Origin of the sequence: Escherichia sp. AM3 (genome assembly GCF_032029835.1) — a bacterium.
Classification (GTDB): Bacteria; Pseudomonadota; Gammaproteobacteria; order Enterobacterales; family Enterobacteriaceae; genus Escherichia; species Escherichia coli.
Genome location: NZ_JAVUPQ010000076.1, coordinates 1 through 17,759, shown reverse-complemented (window position 1 = coordinate 17,759; position 17,759 = coordinate 1). Strand labels below are relative to the sequence as shown.

Annotated in this window: 14 protein-coding genes and 2 pseudogenes; 13 read left to right on the top strand and 3 right to left on the bottom strand. The window is 52.8% G+C overall.

Going from position 1 to position 17,759, the window contains the following annotated elements; all coding sequences use genetic code 11:
• Positions 1 to 170 precede the first annotated feature (170 nt).
• The 6 genes and pseudogenes from RTW80_RS19950 to yahM all read left to right on the top strand — a co-directional run bounded on the left by RTW80_RS19950 (position 171) and on the right by yahM (position 5,655).
• Entirely contained in the window at positions 171 to 1,121 is a 951-nt protein-coding gene (locus tag RTW80_RS19950; RefSeq protein WP_001408374.1) for a carbamate kinase family protein, read from the top strand.
• Positions 1,122 to 1,130: 9 nt separating this feature from the next.
• A complete protein-coding gene (locus RTW80_RS19945; RefSeq protein ID WP_032247725.1) occupies positions 1,131 to 2,513 on the top strand; it encodes an amidohydrolase family protein in 1,383 nt (460 codons plus the stop codon).
• A gap of 215 nt (positions 2,514 to 2,728) precedes the next feature.
• Positions 2,729 to 2,803, top strand: a pseudogene (locus RTW80_RS19940) (hypothetical protein); the annotation flags it as partial.
• Between the two features lie 86 nt (positions 2,804 to 2,889).
• Positions 2,890 to 3,939 carry an NADPH-dependent aldehyde reductase YahK gene (gene yahK, locus RTW80_RS19935; protein ID WP_000692754.1) on the top strand — a complete coding sequence of 350 codons (1,050 nt, stop codon included), beginning with the start codon at positions 2,890 to 2,892 and terminating at the stop codon, positions 3,937 to 3,939.
• Between the two features lie 242 nt (positions 3,940 to 4,181).
• The gene (gene yahL / locus RTW80_RS19930; protein WP_001381673.1) at positions 4,182 to 4,997 is read left to right on the top strand and encodes a protein YahL; all 816 of its coding nucleotides are present in this window, start codon (positions 4,182 to 4,184) and stop codon (positions 4,995 to 4,997) included.
• Between the two features lie 412 nt (positions 4,998 to 5,409).
• Positions 5,410 to 5,655: a protein YahM gene (gene yahM / locus RTW80_RS19925; protein ID WP_000290616.1), complete on the top strand. Its 246-nt coding sequence runs from the start codon at positions 5,410 to 5,412 to the stop codon at positions 5,653 to 5,655.
• 16 nt (positions 5,656 to 5,671) lie between these two features.
• Here the strand turns inward: yahM and RTW80_RS19920 are convergent, their stop codons facing one another.
• The gene (locus RTW80_RS19920) at positions 5,672 to 6,343 is read right to left on the bottom strand and encodes a LysE family transporter (protein WP_000983410.1); all 672 of its coding nucleotides are present in this window, start codon (positions 6,341 to 6,343) and stop codon (positions 5,672 to 5,674) included.
• 146 nt (positions 6,344 to 6,489) lie between these two features.
• On the opposite strand from RTW80_RS19920, the gene yahO reads away from it, so the two are divergent.
• On the top strand, positions 6,490 to 6,765 hold the full coding sequence (yahO, locus tag RTW80_RS19915) for a DUF1471 family periplasmic protein YahO (protein WP_000691953.1): 276 nt from the start codon (positions 6,490 to 6,492) through the stop codon (positions 6,763 to 6,765).
• A gap of 97 nt (positions 6,766 to 6,862) precedes the next feature.
• On the opposite strand, the gene prpR is transcribed toward yahO, so the two are convergent.
• Entirely contained in the window at positions 6,863 to 8,449 is a 1,587-nt protein-coding gene (gene prpR / locus RTW80_RS19910) for a propionate catabolism operon regulatory protein PrpR (protein WP_001399960.1), read from the bottom strand.
• Between the two features lie 238 nt (positions 8,450 to 8,687).
• Between prpR and prpB the strand changes: the two genes are divergently transcribed.
• The 6 genes from prpB (at position 8,688) to codA (ending at position 17,461) form a co-directional block, all read left to right on the top strand.
• Positions 8,688 to 9,578 (top strand): methylisocitrate lyase, encoded by an 891-nt coding sequence (gene prpB, locus RTW80_RS19905; RefSeq protein ID WP_032247726.1) that lies wholly within the window; start codon positions 8,688 to 8,690, stop codon positions 9,576 to 9,578.
• Positions 9,579 to 9,924: 346 nt separating this feature from the next.
• The gene (gene prpC / locus RTW80_RS19900; RefSeq protein WP_001285927.1) at positions 9,925 to 11,094 is read left to right on the top strand and encodes a 2-methylcitrate synthase; all 1,170 of its coding nucleotides are present in this window, start codon (positions 9,925 to 9,927) and stop codon (positions 11,092 to 11,094) included.
• Between the two features lie 33 nt (positions 11,095 to 11,127).
• Complete coding sequence (prpD, locus tag RTW80_RS19895) at positions 11,128 to 12,579, top strand: 2-methylcitrate dehydratase (RefSeq protein WP_001275859.1); 1,452 nt, start codon at positions 11,128 to 11,130, stop codon at positions 12,577 to 12,579.
• A 39-nt stretch (positions 12,580 to 12,618) separates the two neighbouring features.
• Complete coding sequence (prpE, locus tag RTW80_RS19890) at positions 12,619 to 14,505, top strand: propionate--CoA ligase (RefSeq protein WP_033549264.1); 1,887 nt, start codon at positions 12,619 to 12,621, stop codon at positions 14,503 to 14,505.
• A gap of 423 nt (positions 14,506 to 14,928) precedes the next feature.
• A complete protein-coding gene (codB, locus tag RTW80_RS19885) occupies positions 14,929 to 16,188 on the top strand; it encodes a cytosine permease (protein ID WP_000076233.1) in 1,260 nt (419 codons plus the stop codon).
• A complete protein-coding gene (gene codA / locus RTW80_RS19880) occupies positions 16,178 to 17,461 on the top strand; it encodes a cytosine/isoguanine deaminase (protein ID WP_001295686.1) in 1,284 nt (427 codons plus the stop codon). Before codB ends, codA begins: the two co-directional genes overlap by 11 nt.
• Before the next feature lie 136 nt (positions 17,462 to 17,597).
• On the opposite strand, the pseudogene RTW80_RS19875 reads toward codA, so the two are convergent.
• Positions 17,598 to 17,681 (bottom strand): annotated as a pseudogene (locus tag RTW80_RS19875) (hypothetical protein); the annotation flags it as partial.
• Positions 17,682 to 17,759 lie beyond the last annotated feature (78 nt).

Below are 17,759 nucleotides of genomic sequence, written 5' to 3'. Positions count from 1 at the left end.
TAGGCCTGATAAGCGTAGCGCATCAGGCATTTGTCACCATTGCCGGATGCGGCGTGAACGCCTTATCCGGCCTACGAGTGGCGCGAGAATTGTAGGCCTGATAAGCGTAGCGCATCAGGCAGTCTGGCGTTGGTCATAACCCCATCACCCTCTGTAGCGGACATAACAACATGAAAGAGCTTGTGGTCGTTGCCATTGGTGGCAACAGCATTATCAAAGATAACGCCAGCCAGTCGATTGAGCATCAGGCGGAGGCGGTGAAAGCCGTCGCCGATACGGTGCTGGAAATGCTGGCTTCCGATTACGACATTGTGCTGACCCACGGCAACGGGCCGCAGGTCGGGCTGGATTTACGCCGTGCGGAGATTGCCCACGAGCGCGAAGGGCTGCCCTTAACGCCGCTGGCGAACTGTGTGGCAGATACGCAGGGCGGCATCGGCTATCTGATCCAACAGGCGCTGAATAACCGGCTGGCGCGTCACGGCGAGAAAAAAGCCGTCACCGTGGTAACTCAGGTGGAAGTGGATAAAAACGATCCAGGTTTTGCCCATCCCACCAAGCCCATTGGTGCATTCTTCAGTGAAAGCCAGCGTGACGAACTACAAAAGGCAAACCCTGACTGGTGTTTTGTTGAAGATGCCGGACGGGGCTATCGCCGCGTGGTCGCCTCGCCGGAACCGAAACGTATTGTCGAAGCACCCGCCATTAAGGCGCTGATCCAACAAGGTTTTGTCGTAATTGGCGCGGGCGGCGGTGGAATTCCGGTAGTGCGTACTGAAGCGGGGGATTACCAAAGCGTGGACGCGGTTATTGACAAAGATCTCTCTACCGCGCTGCTGGCCCGTGAAATTCACGCCGACATTCTGGTGATCACCACCGGCGTCGAAAAAGTCTGTATCCACTTTGGTAAACCGCAGCAGCAGGCGCTGGATCGGGTGGATATTGCCACCATGACTCGCTATATGCAGGAAGGGCATTTTCCTCCCGGCAGCATGTTGCCAAAAATCATCGCCAGCCTGACGTTCCTGGAGCAGGGCGGCAAAGAAGTGATTATCACCACGCCGGAATGCCTGCCTGCGGCGCTGCGCGGTGAAACGGGCACCCATATTATTAAAACGTAAGGACGTAGGATGAAAGAAAGCAATAGCCGCCGTGAATTTCTGAGCCAGAGCGGTAAGATGGTCACCGCCGCCGCGCTGTTTGGTACCTCTGTGCCGCTCGCCCATGCGGCGGTAGCTGGCACCCTAAACTGCGAAGCGAACAACACCATGAAAATCACTGACCCGCATTACTATCTCGATAACGTGCTGCTGGAAACCGGTTTTGACTACGAAAACGGTGTGGCGGTGCAGACCCGCACGGCGCGCCAGACCGTGGAGATTCAGGACGGCAAAATTGTCGCCCTGCGCGAGAACAAGCAGCATCCGGACGCCACGCTGCCGCACTATGACGCTGGCGGTAAGTTGATGCTACCCACCACTCGCGACATGCATATTCATCTCGACAAAACCTTCTACGGCGGGCCGTGGCGCTCGCTCAATCGTCCGGCAGGCACCACTATCCAGGACATGATCAAACTCGAGCAGAAAATGCTGCCGGAGTTACAACCGTACACTCAGGAACGGGCGGAGAAACTGATCGATTTATTGCAGTCGAAAGGTACTACCATTGCCCGCAGCCACTGCAATATCGAACCAGTTTCCGGCCTGAAAAATCTGCAAAATTTGCAGGCGGTGCTGGCGCGACGTCAGGCGGGCTTTGAGTGTGAAATCGTCGCCTTCCCGCAGCACGGTTTGCTGCTGTCGAAATCGGAACCCTTAATGCGCGAAGCGATGCAGGCGGGTGCGCATTACGTCGGCGGGCTGGACCCGACCAGTGTCGATGGCGCGATGGAAAAATCCCTCGATACCATGTTTCAGATTGCGCTGGACTACGACAAAGGTGTCGATATTCACCTGCACGAAACCACTCCGTCGGGCGTGGCAGCCATCAATTATATGGTTGAAACGGTAGAGAAAACGCCGCAACTGAAAGGTAAGCTGACCATCAGCCACGCCTTTGCGCTGGCAACGCTCAACGAGCAACAGGTAGATGAACTGGCGAACCGGATGGTGGTGCAACAAATTTCTATCGCCTCGACGGTGCCGATTGGCACGCTGCATATGCCGCTCAAACAGTTGCACGACAAAGGCGTAAAAGTGATGACTGGCACTGACAGCGTTATCGACCACTGGTCGCCTTATGGTCTGGGCGACATGCTGGAAAAAGCCAATCTGTACGCGCAGCTCTATATTCGTCCTAACGAACAGAACCTCTCCCGCTCGCTGTTTTTAGCCACTGGCGATGTATTGCCGCTGAATGAAAAAGGCGAGCGTGTATGGCCAAAAGCGCAGGATGACGCCAGCTTTGTGCTGGTGGACGCCTCCTGTTCCGCCGAGGCGGTGGCGCGTATCTCGCCGAGAACCGCAACGTTCCATAAAGGGCAACTGGTGTGGGGGAGTGTGGCAGGTTGATGCGCATTTGAAACGCCTGCAACGGTGAATAGTAAGAGATTTAAGCCCCAGGGAGTGGGGCAATCTGAATATGAGTGTGTCGGCAGAAATGGACATTATCTTTGAGGAATATGCCCTTATTGACGTTGTGTAGATAACTATTTGTCTACGTGAAAAGATCATCAGTTTTGCCGATTTTAGTCTTTTACAGATAGCAAATATCACACTTACAGGCGCTCGCCTTATGGGGAACGTTGCTGCTCTGTTTCATTCAGGCTCGCGGCATGTTGGGGCTGGATCGGGTGGTTTAAATATTGGCTATATTCAATGGACGCGTTTTGCCGCGATGACATATCAGGCGTTGCCAAATACACATAGCTAATCAGGAGTAAACACAATGAAGATCAAAGCTGTTGGTGCATATTCCGCTAAACAACCACTTGAACCGATGGATATCACCCGGCGTGAACCGGGACCGAATGATGTCAAAATCGAAATCGCTTACTGTGGCGTTTGCCATTCCGATCTCCACCAGGTCCGTTCCGAGTGGGCGGGGACGGTTTACCCCTGCGTGCCGGGTCATGAAATTGTGGGGCGTGTGGTAGCCGTTGGTGATCAGGTAGAAAAATATGCGCCGGGCGATCTGGTCGGTGTCGGCTGCATTGTCGACAGTTGTAAACATTGCGAAGAGTGTGAAGACGGGTTGGAAAACTACTGTGATCACATGACCGGCACCTATAACTCGCCGACGCCGGACGAACCGGGCCATACTCTGGGCGGCTACTCACAACAGATCGTCGTTCATGAGCGATATGTTCTGCGTATTCGTCACCCGCAAGAGCAGCTGGCGGCGGTGGCTCCTTTGTTGTGTGCAGGGATCACCACGTATTCGCCGCTACGTCACTGGCAGGCCGGGCCGGGTAAAAAAGTGGGCGTGGTCGGCATCGGCGGTCTGGGACATATGGGGATTAAGCTGGCCCACGCGATGGGGGCACATGTGGTGGCATTTACCACTTCTGAGGCAAAACGCGAAGCGGCAAAAGCCCTGGGGGCCGATGAAGTTGTTAACTCACGCAATGCCGATGAGATGGCGGCTCATCTGAAGAGTTTCGATTTCATTTTGAATACAGTAGCTGCGCCACATAATCTCGACGATTTTACCACCTTGCTGAAGCGTGATGGCACCATGACGCTGGTTGGTGCGCCTGCGACACCGCATAAATCGCCGGAAGTTTTCAACCTGATCATGAAACGCCGTGCGATAGCCGGTTCTATGATTGGCGGCATTCCAGAAACTCAGGAGATGCTCGATTTTTGCGCCGAACATGGCATCGTGGCTGATATAGAGATGATTCGGGCCGATCAAATTAATGAAGCCTATGAGCGAATGCTGCGCGGTGATGTGAAATATCGTTTTGTTATCGATAATCGCACACTAACAGACTGAAAAAATTAATAAATACCCTGTGGTTTAACATATTAACTTCGCTCTCCACTTAACTTTTTAGTTAAGGAGAGCGAAATAATATCAAAGTAGCAGTAAAACCTATAACGTAAATTTAAATTGTTAAATTAACGCCCTCCAGTACACAATACTTCACACGTTAGTTATGAGCGATTTCTGATAGTGCCTGGTTTAATCAGAGCTTTATTATCTGCGACGTTTATTTTTATTTAAGAGAGATCGCGATGATATCATTAAAAGCTCCGCACAATAATTTGATGCCATATACGCAACAAAGCATACTTAATACGGTTAAAAACAATCAGTTACCAGAGGATATCAAAAGCTCCCTGGTTTCCTGTGTCGATATATTCAAGGTTTTGATTAAACAATATTATGATTATCCTTATGATTGTCGTGATGATTTAGTCGATGACGACAAACTCATTCATCTCATGGCTGCCGTACGAGACTGTGAGTGGTCAGACGATAACGCACTCACCATAAATGTGCAGTTTAATGATTTCCCTGGATTTTATGACTGGATGGATTACCCTGATCACCCGGTTAAGTTTGTTTTTCACATACTTGAAAATCAAAAAGGGACAGTTTGGGTATATGACCAGGATGATGCGTTTCTTGATATTAAAGCAAACGTGCAGGCTGGACGCTTTACCGGGCTTAAGAAATTAGTGCAGTTTATCGATTCAGTGCGAACAGATTGCAAATGTATTCTTCTTGAACACCATATGCCTTTGCTGAGAATTTTCCCTAAAGGGAAAGAGTGTATGCATGTGGAAAAATGGCTTCGCGAAATGTCGTCTATTCCGGAGACAGACGCGCCCATTAAGCAGGCGCTTGCGCATGGATTATTATTACACTTAAAAAATATCTACCCTGTTTTTCCTGAATCACTGGTGATGTTATTGCTCTCTGTTCTGGACGTAAAAACATACAGAGATGATGCGCGATTAAATGAATGGATATCTAATAGAGTGCAGGAATTAGGTGACAGATATTATCCTGTAAATAAGCACGTTAAAATCCGCTACACTCTTTAGTTCAGAAAGGGTTCCACCTGCAAATTGTTATTCCACCTGAGAGTGAATCGCAATGCAGGTAATCATTTCATCTGTATATCTGTATGCCAACAGGCATTCCATCTCTTTTTTCGCCTATATTTTGTTGTGATCGGCGACACTTCGCTTAAAAAAGCACCAGTAGTGGTTTCGCAGCCATGCGGTGTATAAAAAATGATCTCATGCGGATGTTTTGTGAATGTGTGGGTTGACATTCATATGAAAAAAATCATAATTCCATCATGTTTGTGTGGGGTCTTTTCTGTATCTTACGCATCGCACTCAAGCCTGACAGAAAATATGCTGTAAGGCTCATATCAAAAACCGCCATTAGCTCATCAGGAAGAGCAGACGACAACCAGGATTGTTGTATGGTACGGGGTTCGAGGCCTCGATGGCGGTCCAACTTTTCAAAACTCTTCTGAATCAGATCCCCTTATTATCATCCCTGCAAAGTGGAACATTGCCATTGTTTGGCTATTCAGGATGGGGCAGACCAATGAAAAAAGCCCACACAGGGGAGAGTGGGCTGAAATGGGAAGCTAAAGACTCAAGTAAACTTATCGGAAATAAGGACCACGCATTACGGGGGCTATCATCGCCGATGGCCGTGATTCGGCAAATCAGGTTGATTACGTAGAGAGTAAATTATCTGCTCACCGCTGCGTCACCCCTTCGTAAATCAGGCGTAGCGCGAATACACCAATAATTGCACCAATAACCCGACTGGCAACGCGTTGCATACGCCCATAAGCACGACGCACAGCGGGCAAAGAAAACGCCTGACTAAGAAAAACTCGCCAGATAATTGATGCGAGCACAATCCCCGCCCAGGCCATTAAACGTGCCCATGTTGGTGTTTCGGCATTTAATGTTACTGAGAAAATACTGATAAAAAATAAAACGGTTTGCGGGTTAGAGAGATCGGTAATTAATCCGCGGCGAAAAAAGACATACCAGGGGGCGCTAATCGGTTGTTGTAGTGTGCTCATTTGCGGTGTTGACTGGCGGCGCATGCTGCACCACGCAAACCATAAGAGATAAGCGCCGCCGACGATTCTGATAAGCGAAAAAATCTCCTCACACTGCGTAATTAGCGTTGCAAGACCAAACAAACCCAACCCGGAATAAAATGCATCGCCCAGCGCCACGCCCAGCCCGGTCAGCACCCCTGCGCGTCGACCGGAAGCCAGGCTGGTTTGTACTACCACAAAGAGATTGGCTCCCGGATTAAAAAAAGTAATCACGAACAGTCCTACGGTCAGGTAAACGGCATGCAAAGGATCCATAGTGATTTCATCCATAAATAAGTGAACTAACTGCATCATATTTCTACCAAAAATAATCGGGTGCGAGAGAGATCACAAAGTGTCTTATTTCCGGTTACTGGCGTTTATGCCCTGACTGAACTAATTATTAATCAACTCAATAATGTCGGTGGGTGATAGTGTGATAACAACTCTGGAGCCGTAATATGAAAATAATCTCTAAAATGTTAGTCGGTGCGTTAGCGTTTGCCGTTACCAATGTCTATGCCGCTGAATTGATGACTAAAGCGGAATTTGAAAAAGTCGAATCGCAATATGAAAAAATAGGTGATATTTCAACCAGCAATGAAATGTCGACCGCAGATGCGAAAGAGGATTTGATCAAAAAAGCGGATGAAAAAGGGGCTGATGTGTTGGTACTGACCTCCGGTCAAACTGACAATAAGATCCACGGCACGGCAAATATTTATAAGAAGAAGTAATTCTGAATCCTATGTAAACATCCCCGATGCGTAAGTTTATCGGTGATCATCTATTGAAATTTATGCCGGATAAAGCGTTCGCGCTGCATTCGGCAGTTCAGTTTTTCAGCCGCCGCCAGAACGTCGTCCGGCTGATGCCTAAATAATTCGCCGCTGCTGTTTTATCGCCATTAAATTTCTCCAGTGCCTGTTGTGGTGTCAGTAAGCGTGGAGCGGGAGTTTTCGCCGACTCGCGCGCCAGTTCCGGCAGTAGCAGCTGCAAAAATTGCGGCGTTAAATCCGGCGTCGGTTCCACACTTAAAAATAGCGCCAGTCGCTCCATCATATTGCGCAGTTCACGAATATTGCCCGGCCAGTCGTAGTGCACCAGCACGGTTTCGCTTGCCTGTAATCCCTGGCGTAATGCGGCAGAAAACGGGGCGGAGAGCGCCGCCAGAGACACTTTCAAAAAGCTTTCCGCCAGTGGCAGAATATCCGCCACCCGCTCGCGCAGTGGTGGCAATTGCAGACGCAAAATACTCAGCCGATAAAACAGGTCACGGCGAAACTGCCCTTGCCGCATATCTTCTTCCAGATTGCAGTGAGTGGCGCTAATGACCCGCACATCCACCGGAACAGGCTGATGCCCGCCGACGCGGGTGACCTCTTTTTCTTCCAGCACCCGCAGCAGCCGGGTCTGCAACGGCAGCGGCATTTCGCCAATCTCATCGAGAAACAGCGTACCTCCGTGGGCGATTTCAAACAGCCCGGCGCGACCGCCGCGTCGCGAGCCGGTAAACGCCCCTTCCTCATAGCCAAACAGTTCTGCTTCCAGCAGCGATTCGGCAATCGCCCCGCAGTTGACTGCAACAAACGGATGCGACTTTTTGCCCTGTCGCGCATCGTGGCGGGCAAAATATTCCCGATGAATCGCCTGGGCCGCCAGCTCTTTGCCCGTCCCCGTTTCCCCCTCAATCAACACCGCTGCACTGGAGCGGGCATACAGCAAAATAGTCTGCCGTACTTGTTCCATCTGTGGTGATTGACCGAGCATATCGCCCAGCACGTAACGAGTTCTCAGGGCGTTGCGGGTGGCATCGTGAGTGTTATGGCGTAACGACATGCGCGTCATATCCAGCGCATCGCTGAACGCCTGGCGCACGGTGGCGGCGGAATAGATAAAAATTCCGGTCATTCCGGCTTCTTCTGCCAGATCGGTAATCAGCCCCGCGCCGACCACCGCTTCGGTGCCGTTAGCTTTTAGCTCGTTAATCTGCCCGCGTGCGTCTTCTTCGGTAATGTAGCTACGTTGATCGAGGCGCAAATTAAAGGTTTTTTGAAACGCCACCAGTGCCGGAATAGTTTCCTGATAAGTGACAACGCCGATAGAAGAGGTGAGTTTTCCGGCTTTTGCCAGTGCCTGTAACACATCGTAGCCGCTCGGTTTAATCAAAATAACTGGCACTGACAGGCGGCTTTTCAGGTACGCGCCGTTAGATCCAGCGGCGATGATGGCGTCACAGCGTTCGTTTGCCAGTTTCTTGTGGATGTAGGTCACCGCTTTTTCAAAGCCAAGCTGGATAGGGGTAATGTTCGCCAGGTGATCAAACTCGAGGCTGATATCGCGAAACAGCTCGAACAGGCGCGTTACAGATACCGTCCAGATAACCGGTTTGTCGTCATTAAGCCGTGGTGGATGTGCCATAGCGCACCGCAAAGTTAAGAAACCGAATATTGGGTTTAGTCTTGTTTCATAATTGTTGCAATGAAACGCGGTGAAACATTGCCTGAAACGTTAACTGAAACGCATATTTGCGGATTAGTTCATGACTTTATCTCTAACAAATTGAAATTAAACATTTAATTTTATTAAGGCAATTGTGGCACACCCCTTGCTTTGTCTTTATCAACGCAAATAACAAGTTGATAACAAAGGATGGGCTATGTCTCTACACTCTCTAGGTAAAGCGTTTCGCGCTGCACTGACTAAAGAAAATCCATTGCAGATTGTTGGCACCATCAACGCTAATCATGCGCTGTTGGCGCAGCGTGCCGGATATCAGGCAATTTATCTTTCTGGCGGTGGCGTGGCGGCAGGTTCGCTGGGGCTGCCCGATCTCGGTATTTCTACTCTTGATGACGTGCTGACCGATATTCGCCGTATCACCGACGTTTGTTCGCTGCCGCTGCTGGTGGATGCGGATATCGGTTTTGGTTCTTCGGCCTTTAACGTGGCGCGCACCGTGAAATCGATGATTAAAGCCGGTGCGGCAGGATTGCATATTGAAGATCAGGTTGGTGCGAAACGCTGCGGTCATCGTCCGAATAAAGCGATCGTCTCGAAAGAAGAGATGGTGGATCGGATCCGCGCGGCGGTGGATGCGAAAACCGATCCTGATTTTGTGATCATGGCGCGCACCGATGCTCTGGCGGTAGAGGGGCTGGATGCGGCGATCGAGCGTGCGCAGGCCTATGTTGAAGCGGGTGCCGAGATGTTGTTCCCGGAGGCGATTACCGAACTCGCCATGTACCGCCAGTTTGCCGATGCGGTGCAGGTGCCGATCCTCGCCAACATCACCGAATTTGGTGCCACGCCGCTGTTTACCACCGACGAATTACGCAGCGCCCATGTCGCAATGGCGCTGTACCCACTTTCAGCGTTCCGCGCCATGAACCGCGCCGCTGAACATGTCTACAACGTCCTGCGCCAGGAAGGCACGCAGAAAAGCGTCATCGACACCATGCAGACCCGCAACGAGCTGTACGAAAGCATCAACTACTACCAGTACGAAGAGAAGCTCGACAACCTGTTTGCCCGTAGCCAGGTGAAATAAAAAACGCCCGTTGATTGTATTCGACAGCCGATGCCTGATGCGTCGCTGACGCGACTTATCAGGCCTACGAGGTGCACTGAACTGTAGGTCGGATAAGACGGATGGCGTTGCATCCGACAACCGATGCCTGATGCGCCGCTGACATGACTTATCAGGCCTACGGGGTGCACTGAACTGTAGGTCGGATAAGACGCATAGCGTCGCATCCGACAACCGATGCCTGATGCGCCGCTGACGCGACTTATCAGGCCTACGGGGTGAACTGAACTGTAGGTCGGATAAGACGCATAGCGTCGCATCCGACAACAATCTCGACCCTACAAATGATAACAATGACGAGGACAACATGAGCGACACAACGATCCTGCAAAACAGTACCCATGTCATTAAACCGAAAAAATCTGTGGCACTTTCTGGCGTTCCGGCGGGCAATACGGCGCTCTGCACCGTGGGTAAAAGTGGCAATGACCTGCATTACCGCGGCTACGATATTCTTGATCTGGCGAAACATTGCGAATTTGAAGAAGTGGCGCATCTGCTGATCCACGGCAAACTGCCGACCCGTGACGAACTCGCCGCTTACAAAACGAAACTGAAAGCCCTGCGCGGTTTACCGGCTAACGTGCGTACCGTGCTGGAAGCCTTACCGGCGGCGTCGCACCCGATGGATGTTATGCGCACCGGTGTTTCCGCGCTCGGCTGCACGCTGCCAGAAAAAGAGGGGCATACCGTCTCTGGCGCGCGGGATATTGCCGACAAACTGCTGGCGTCGCTTAGCTCGATTCTCCTTTATTGGTATCACTACAGCCACAACGGCGAACGCATCCAACCGGAAACCGATGACGACTCCATCGGCGGTCACTTCCTGCATCTGCTGCACGGCGAAAAGCCATCGCAAAGCTGGGAAAAGGCGATGCATATCTCGCTGGTGCTGTACGCCGAACACGAGTTTAACGCCTCCACCTTTACCAGTCGGGTGATTGCGGGCACCGGCTCTGATATGTATTCCGCGATTATTGGCGCGATTGGCGCACTGCGCGGGCCAAAACACGGCGGGGCGAATGAAGTGTCGCTGGAGATCCAGCAACGCTACGAAACGCCGGACGAAGCCGAAGCAGATATCCGCAAGCGCGTGGAAAACAAAGAAGTGGTCATTGGTTTTGGTCATCCGGTTTACACCATCGCTGACCCGCGCCACCAGGTGATTAAACGTGTGGCGAAGCAGCTCTCGCAGGAAGGCGGCTCGCTGAAGATGTACAACATCGCCGATCGCCTGGAAACGGTGATGTGGGAGAGCAAAAAGATGTTCCCCAATCTCGACTGGTTCTCTGCTGTTTCCTACAACATGATGGGCGTTCCCACCGAGATGTTCACACCACTGTTTGTTATCGCCCGCGTCACCGGCTGGGCGGCGCACATTATCGAACAACGTCAGGACAACAAAATTATCCGTCCTTCCGCCAATTATGTTGGACCGGAAGACCGCCCGTTTGTCGCGCTGGATAAGCGCCAGTAAACCTCTACGAATAACAATAAGGAAACGTACCCAATGTCAGCTCAAATCAACAACATCCGCCCGGAATTTGATCGTGAAATCGTTGATATCGTCGATTACGTCATGAACTACGAAATCAGCTCTAAAGTGGCCTACGACACCGCACATTACTGCCTGCTCGACACGCTCGGCTGCGGTCTGGAAGCTCTCGAATACCCGGCCTGTAAAAAACTGCTGGGGCCAATTGTTCCCGGCACCGTCGTACCCAACGGCGTGCGCGTCCCCGGAACTCAGTTCCAGCTCGACCCCGTCCAGGCGGCATTTAACATCGGCGCGATGATCCGCTGGCTCGATTTCAACGATACCTGGCTGGCGGCGGAGTGGGGCCATCCTTCCGACAACCTCGGCGGCATTCTGGCAACGGCGGACTGGCTTTCGCGCAACGCGGTCGCCAGCGGCAAAGCGCCGTTGACCATGAAACAGGTGCTGACCGCAATGATCAAAGCCCATGAAATTCAGGGCTGCATCGCGCTGGAAAACTCCTTTAACCGCGTCGGCCTCGACCACGTTCTGTTAGTGAAAGTGGCTTCCACCGCCGTGGTCGCCGAAATGCTCGGCCTGACCCGCGAGGAAATTCTCAACGCCGTTTCGCTGGCGTGGGTGGACGGTCAGTCGCTGCGCACCTATCGCCATGCGCCGAACACCGGCACGCGTAAATCCTGGGCGGCGGGCGATGCCACTTCCCGCGCGGTACGTCTGGCACTGATGGCGAAAACGGGCGAAATGGGTTACCCGTCAGCCCTGACTGCGCCGGTGTGGGGCTTCTACGACGTCTCCTTTAAAGGTGAATCGTTCCGCTTCCAGCGCCCGTACGGTTCCTACGTTATGGAAAATGTGCTGTTCAAAATCTCCTTCCCGGCGGAGTTCCACTCCCAGACGGCAGTTGAAGCAGCGATGACGCTCTATGAACAGATGCAGGCAGCAGGCAAAACGGCGGCGGATATCGAAAAAGTGACCATTCGCACCCACGAAGCCTGTATTCGCATCATCGACAAAAAAGGGCCGCTCAATAACCCGGCAGACCGCGATCACTGCATTCAGTACATGGTGGCGATCCCGCTGCTATTCGGGCGCTTAACGGCGGCAGATTACGAGGACAACGTTGCGCAAGATAAACGCATTGACGCCCTGCGCGAGAAGATCAATTGCTTTGAAGATCCGGCATTTACCGCTGACTACCACGACCCGGAAAAACGCGCCATCGCCAATGCCATTACCCTTGAGTTCACCGACGGCACACGATTTGAAGAAGTGGTGGTGGAGTACCCCATTGGTCATGCTCGCCGCCGTCAGGATGGTATTCCGAAACTGGTCGATAAATTCAAAATCAATCTCGCGCGCCAGTTCCCGACTCGCCAGCAGCAGCGCATTCTGGAGGTTTCTCTCGACAGAGCTCGCCTGGAACAGATGCCGGTCAATGAGTATCTCGACCTGTACGTCATTTAAGTAAACGGCGGTAAGGCGTAAGTTCAACAGGAGAGCATTATGTCTTTTAGCGAATTTTATCAGCGTTCGATTAACGAACCGGAGCAGTTCTGGGCCGAGCAGGCCCGGCGTATTGACTGGCAGACGCCCTTTACGCAAACGCTCGATCACAGCAATCCGCCGTTTGCCCGTTGGTTTTGTGAAGGCCGAACCAACTTGTGCCACAACGCCATCGACCGCTGGCTGGAGAAACAGCCAGAGGCGCAGGCGCTGATTGCCGTCTCTTCGGAAACAGAAGAAGAGCGCACCTTTACCTTTCGTCAGCTGCATGACGAAGTGAACGCGGTGGCCTCAATGTTGCGTTCATTGGGTGTGCAGCGCGGCGATCGGGTGCTGGTGTATATGCCGATGATTGCCGAAGCGCATATTACTCTGCTGGCCTGCGCGCGCATTGGCGCTATTCACTCGGTGGTGTTTGGTGGATTTGCCTCGCACAGCGTGGCGGCGCGAATTGATGACGCTAAACCGGTGCTGATTGTCTCGGCTGATGCCGGAGCGCGCGGTGGCAAAATCATTCCCTATAAAAAATTGCTCGACGATGCGATAAGTCAGGCGCAGCACCAGCCACGCCATGTTTTGCTGGTGGATCGCGGGCTGGCGAAAATGGCGCGCGTCAGCGGGCGGGATGTCGATTTCGCGTCGTTGCGCCATCAACACATCGGCGCGCGGGTACCGGTGGCGTGGCTGGAATCCAACGAAACCTCCTGCATTCTCTACACTTCCGGCACGACCGGCAAACCTAAAGGCGTGCAGCGTGACGTCGGCGGATATGCGGTGGCGCTGGCGACCTCGATGGACACCATTTTTGGCGGCAAAGCGGGCAGCGTGTTCTTTTGCGCATCGGATATCGGCTGGGTGGTGGGGCATTCGTATATCGTTTACGCGCCGCTGCTGGCGGGGATGGCGACTATCGTTTACGAAGGATTGCCAACCTGGCCGGACTGCGGCGTGTGGTGGAAAATCGTCGAGAAATATCAGGTTAGCCGGATGTTCTCAGCGCCGACCGCCATTCGCGTGCTGAAAAAATTCCCTACCGCTGAAATTCGCAAACACGATCTCTCGTCGCTGGAAGTGCTCTATCTGGCTGGAGAACCGCTGGACGAGCCGACCGCCAGTTGGGTGAGCAATACGCTGGATGTGCCGGTCATCGACAACTACTGGCAGACCGAATCCGGCTGGCCGATTATGGCGATTGCTCGCGGTCTGGACGACAGGCCGACGCGTCTGGGAAGCCCCGGTGTGCCGATGTATGGCTATAACGTGCAGTTGCTTAATGAAGTCACCGGCGAACCGTGTGGCGTCAACGAGAAAGGGATGCTGGTGGTGGAAGGGCCGCTGCCGCCGGGGTGTATTCAGACCATCTGGGGCGACGACGGCCGCTTTGTGAAGACTTACTGGTCGCTGTTTTCCCGCCCGGTGTACGCCACCTTTGACTGGGGCATCCGTGACGCTGACGGTTATCACTTTATTCTCGGGCGCACTGACGATGTAATTAACGTTGCCGGGCATCGGCTGGGGACGCGCGAGATTGAAGAGAGTATCTCCAGCCATCCGGGCGTTGCCGAAGTGGCGGTGGTTGGGGTGAAAGATGCGCTGAAAGGGCAGGTGGCGGTGGCGTTTGTCATTCCGAAAGAGAGCGACAGTCTGGAAGATCGTGATGTGGCGCACTCGCAAGAGAAGGCGATTATGGCGCTGGTGGACAGCCAGATTGGCAACTTTGGCCGCCCGGCGCACGTCTGGTTTGTCTCGCAATTGCCAAAAACGCGATCCGGAAAAATGCTGCGCCGCACGATCCAGGCGATTTGCGAAGGACGCGATCCTGGAGATCTGACGACCATTGATGATCCTACGTCGTTGGATCAGATCCGCCAGGCGATGGAAGAGTAGGTTATTGTCGGATGCGTCGCGCGGTGCATCCGGCACTGTGTGCCGATGCCTGATGCGACGCTGACGCGTCTTATCATGCCTACGGACCTGAACCGTAGGTCGGATAAGGCGCTCGCGTCGCATCCGACACCATGCGCCGATGCCTGATGCGACGCTGACGCATCTTATCATGCCTACAGGTCTGAACCGTAGGTCGGATAAGGCGCTCGCGCCGCATCCGACACCATGCTCAGATGCCTGATGCGACGCTGACGCGTCTTATCAGGCCTACCCACTGTTTTTACACCGATAATTTTTCCCCCACCTTTTTGCACTCATTCATATAAAAAATATATTTCCCCACGAAAACGATTGCTTTTTATCTTCAGATGAATAGAATGCGGCGGATTTTTTGGGTTTCAAACAGCAAAAAGGGGGAATTTCGTGTCGCAAGATAACAACTTTAGCCAGGGGCCAGTCCCGCAGTCGGCGCGGAAAGGGGTATTGGCATTGACGTTCGTCATGCTGGGATTAACCTTCTTTTCCGCCAGTATGTGGACCGGCGGCACTCTCGGAACCGGTCTTAGCTATCATGATTTCTTCCTCGCAGTTCTCATCGGTAATCTTCTCCTCGGTATTTACACTTCATTTCTCGGTTACATTGGCGCAAAAACCGGCCTGACCACTCATCTTCTTGCTCGCTTCTCGTTTGGTGTTAAAGGCTCATGGCTGCCTTCACTGCTACTGGGCGGAACTCAGGTTGGCTGGTTTGGCGTCGGTGTGGCGATGTTTGCCATTCCGGTGGGTAAGGCAACCGGGCTGGATATTAATTTGCTGATTGCCGTTTCCGGTTTACTGATGACCGTCACCGTCTTTTTTGGCATTTCGGCGCTGACGGTTCTTTCGGTGATTGCGGTTCCGGCTATCGCCTGCCTGGGCGGTTATTCCGTGTGGCTGGCTGTTAACGGCATGGGCGGCCTGGACGCATTAAAAGCGGTCGTTCCCGCACAACCGTTAGATTTCAATGTCGCGCTGGCGCTGGTTGTGGGGTCATTTATCAGTGCGGGTACGCTCACCGCTGACTTTGTCCGGTTTGGTCGCAATGCCAAACTGGCGGTGCTGGTGGCGATGGTGGCCTTTTTCCTCGGCAACTCGTTGATGTTTATTTTCGGTGCAGCGGGCGCTGCGGCACTGGGCATGGCGGATATCTCTGATGTGATGATTGCTCAGGGCCTGCTGCTGCCTGCGATTGTGGTGCTGGGGCTGAATATCTGGACCACCAACGATAACGCACTCTATGCGTCGGGTTTAGGTTTCGCCAACATTACCGGGATGTCGAGCAAAACCCTTTCGGTAATCAACGGTATTATCGGTACGGTCTGCGCATTATGGCTGTATAACAATTTTGTCGGCTGGTTGACCTTCCTTTCGGCAGCTATTCCTCCAGTGGGTGGCGTGATCATCGCCGACTATCTGATGAACCGTCGCCGCTATGAGCACTTTGCGACCACGCGTATGATGAGTGTCAATTGGGTGGCGATTCTGGCGGTCGCCTTGGGGATTGCTGCAGGCCACTGGTTACCGGGAATTGTTCCGGTCAACGCGGTATTAGGTGGCGCGCTGAGCTATCTGATCCTTAACCCGATTTTGAATCGTAAAACGACAGCAGCAATGACGCATGTGGAGGCTAACAGTGTCGAATAACGCTTTACAAACAATTATTAACGCCCGGTTACCAGGCGAAGAGGGGCTGTGGCAGATTCATCTGCAGGACGGAAAAATCAGCGCCATTGATGCGCAATCCGGCGTGATGCCCATAACTGAAAACAGCCTGGATGCCGAACAAGGTTTAGTTATACCGCCGTTTGTGGAGCCACATATTCACCTGGACACCACGCAAACCGCCGGACAACCGAACTGGAATCAGTCCGGCACGCTGTTTGAAGGCATTGAACGCTGGGCCGAGCGCAAAGCGTTATTAACCCATGACGATGTGAAACAACGCGCATGGCAAACGCTGAAATGGCAGATTGCCAACGGCATTCAGCATGTGCGTACCCATGTCGATGTTTCGGATGCAACGCTAACTGCGCTGAAAGCAATGCTGGAAGTGAAGCAGGAAGTCGCGCCGTGGATTGATCTGCAAATCGTCGCCTTCCCGCAGGAAGGGATTTTGTCGTATCCCAACGGTGAAGCGTTGCTGGAAGAGGCGTTACGCTTAGGGGCAGATGTAGTGGGGGCGATTCCGCATTTTGAATTTACCCGTGAATACGGCGTGGAGTCGCTGCATAAAACCTTCGCCCTGGCGCAAAAATACGACCGTCTGATCGACGTTCACTGTGATGAGATCGATGACGAGCAGTCGCGCTTTGTCGAAACTGTTGCTGCCCTGGCGCACCGTGAAGGCATGGGCGCGCGAGTCACCGCCAGCCACACCACGGCAATGCACTCCTATAACGGGGCGTATACCTCACGCCTGTTCCGCTTGCTGAAAATGTCCGGTATTAACTTTGTCGCCAACCCGCTGGTCAATATTCATCTGCAAGGACGTTTCGATACGTATCCAAAACGTCGCGGCATCACGCGTGTTAAAGAGATGCTGGAGTCCGGCATTAACGTCTGCTTTGGTCACGATGATGTCTTCGATCCGTGGTATCCGCTGGGAACGGCGAATATGCTGCAAGTGCTGCATATGGGGCTGCATGTTTGCCAGTTGATGGGCTACGGGCAGATTAACGATGGCCTGAATTTAATCACCCACCACAGCGCAAGGACGTTGAATTTGCAGGATTACGGCATTGCCGCCGGAAACAGCGCCAACCTGATTATCCTGCCGGCTGAAAATGGGTTTGATGCGCTGCGCCGTCAGGTTCCGGTACGTTATTCGGTACGTGGCGGCAAGGTGATTGCCAGCACACAACCGGCACAAACCACCGTATATCTGGAGCAGCCAGAAGCCATCGATTACAAACGTTGAACGACTGGGTTACAGCGAGCTTAGTTTATGCCGGATGCGGCGTGAACGCCTTATCCGGCCTACGTAGAGCACTGAACTCGTAGGCCTGATAAGCGTAGCGCATCAGGCAATTCCAGCCGCTGATCTGTGTCAGCGGCTACCGTGATTCATTCCCGCCAACAACCGTGCATTCCTCCAACGCCATGTGCAAAAATGCCTTCGCAGCGGCTGTCTGCCAGCTGTAGTTTATGCCGGATGCGGCGTGAACGCCTTATCCGGCCTACGTAGAGCACTGAACTCGTAGGCCTGATAAGCGTAG

Coding starts and splice junctions, on each gene's coding strand:
- RTW80_RS19950 (WP_001408374.1), top strand. CDS start 171: ATGAAAGAGCTTGTGGTCGTTGCCATTGGTGGCAACAGCATTATCAAA.
- RTW80_RS19945 (WP_032247725.1), top strand. CDS start 1,131: ATGAAAGAAAGCAATAGCCGCCGTGAATTTCTGAGCCAGAGCGGTAAG.
- yahK (WP_000692754.1), top strand. CDS start 2,890: ATGAAGATCAAAGCTGTTGGTGCATATTCCGCTAAACAACCACTTGAA.
- yahL (WP_001381673.1), top strand. CDS start 4,182: ATGATATCATTAAAAGCTCCGCACAATAATTTGATGCCATATACGCAA.
- yahM (WP_000290616.1), top strand. CDS start 5,410: ATGGCGGTCCAACTTTTCAAAACTCTTCTGAATCAGATCCCCTTATTA.
- RTW80_RS19920 (WP_000983410.1), bottom strand. CDS start 6,343: ATGATGCAGTTAGTTCACTTATTTATGGATGAAATCACTATGGATCCT.
- yahO (WP_000691953.1), top strand. CDS start 6,490: ATGAAAATAATCTCTAAAATGTTAGTCGGTGCGTTAGCGTTTGCCGTT.
- prpR (WP_001399960.1), bottom strand. CDS start 8,449: ATGGCACATCCACCACGGCTTAATGACGACAAACCGGTTATCTGGACG.
- prpB (WP_032247726.1), top strand. CDS start 8,688: ATGTCTCTACACTCTCTAGGTAAAGCGTTTCGCGCTGCACTGACTAAA.
- prpC (WP_001285927.1), top strand. CDS start 9,925: ATGAGCGACACAACGATCCTGCAAAACAGTACCCATGTCATTAAACCG.
- prpD (WP_001275859.1), top strand. CDS start 11,128: ATGTCAGCTCAAATCAACAACATCCGCCCGGAATTTGATCGTGAAATC.
- prpE (WP_033549264.1), top strand. CDS start 12,619: ATGTCTTTTAGCGAATTTTATCAGCGTTCGATTAACGAACCGGAGCAG.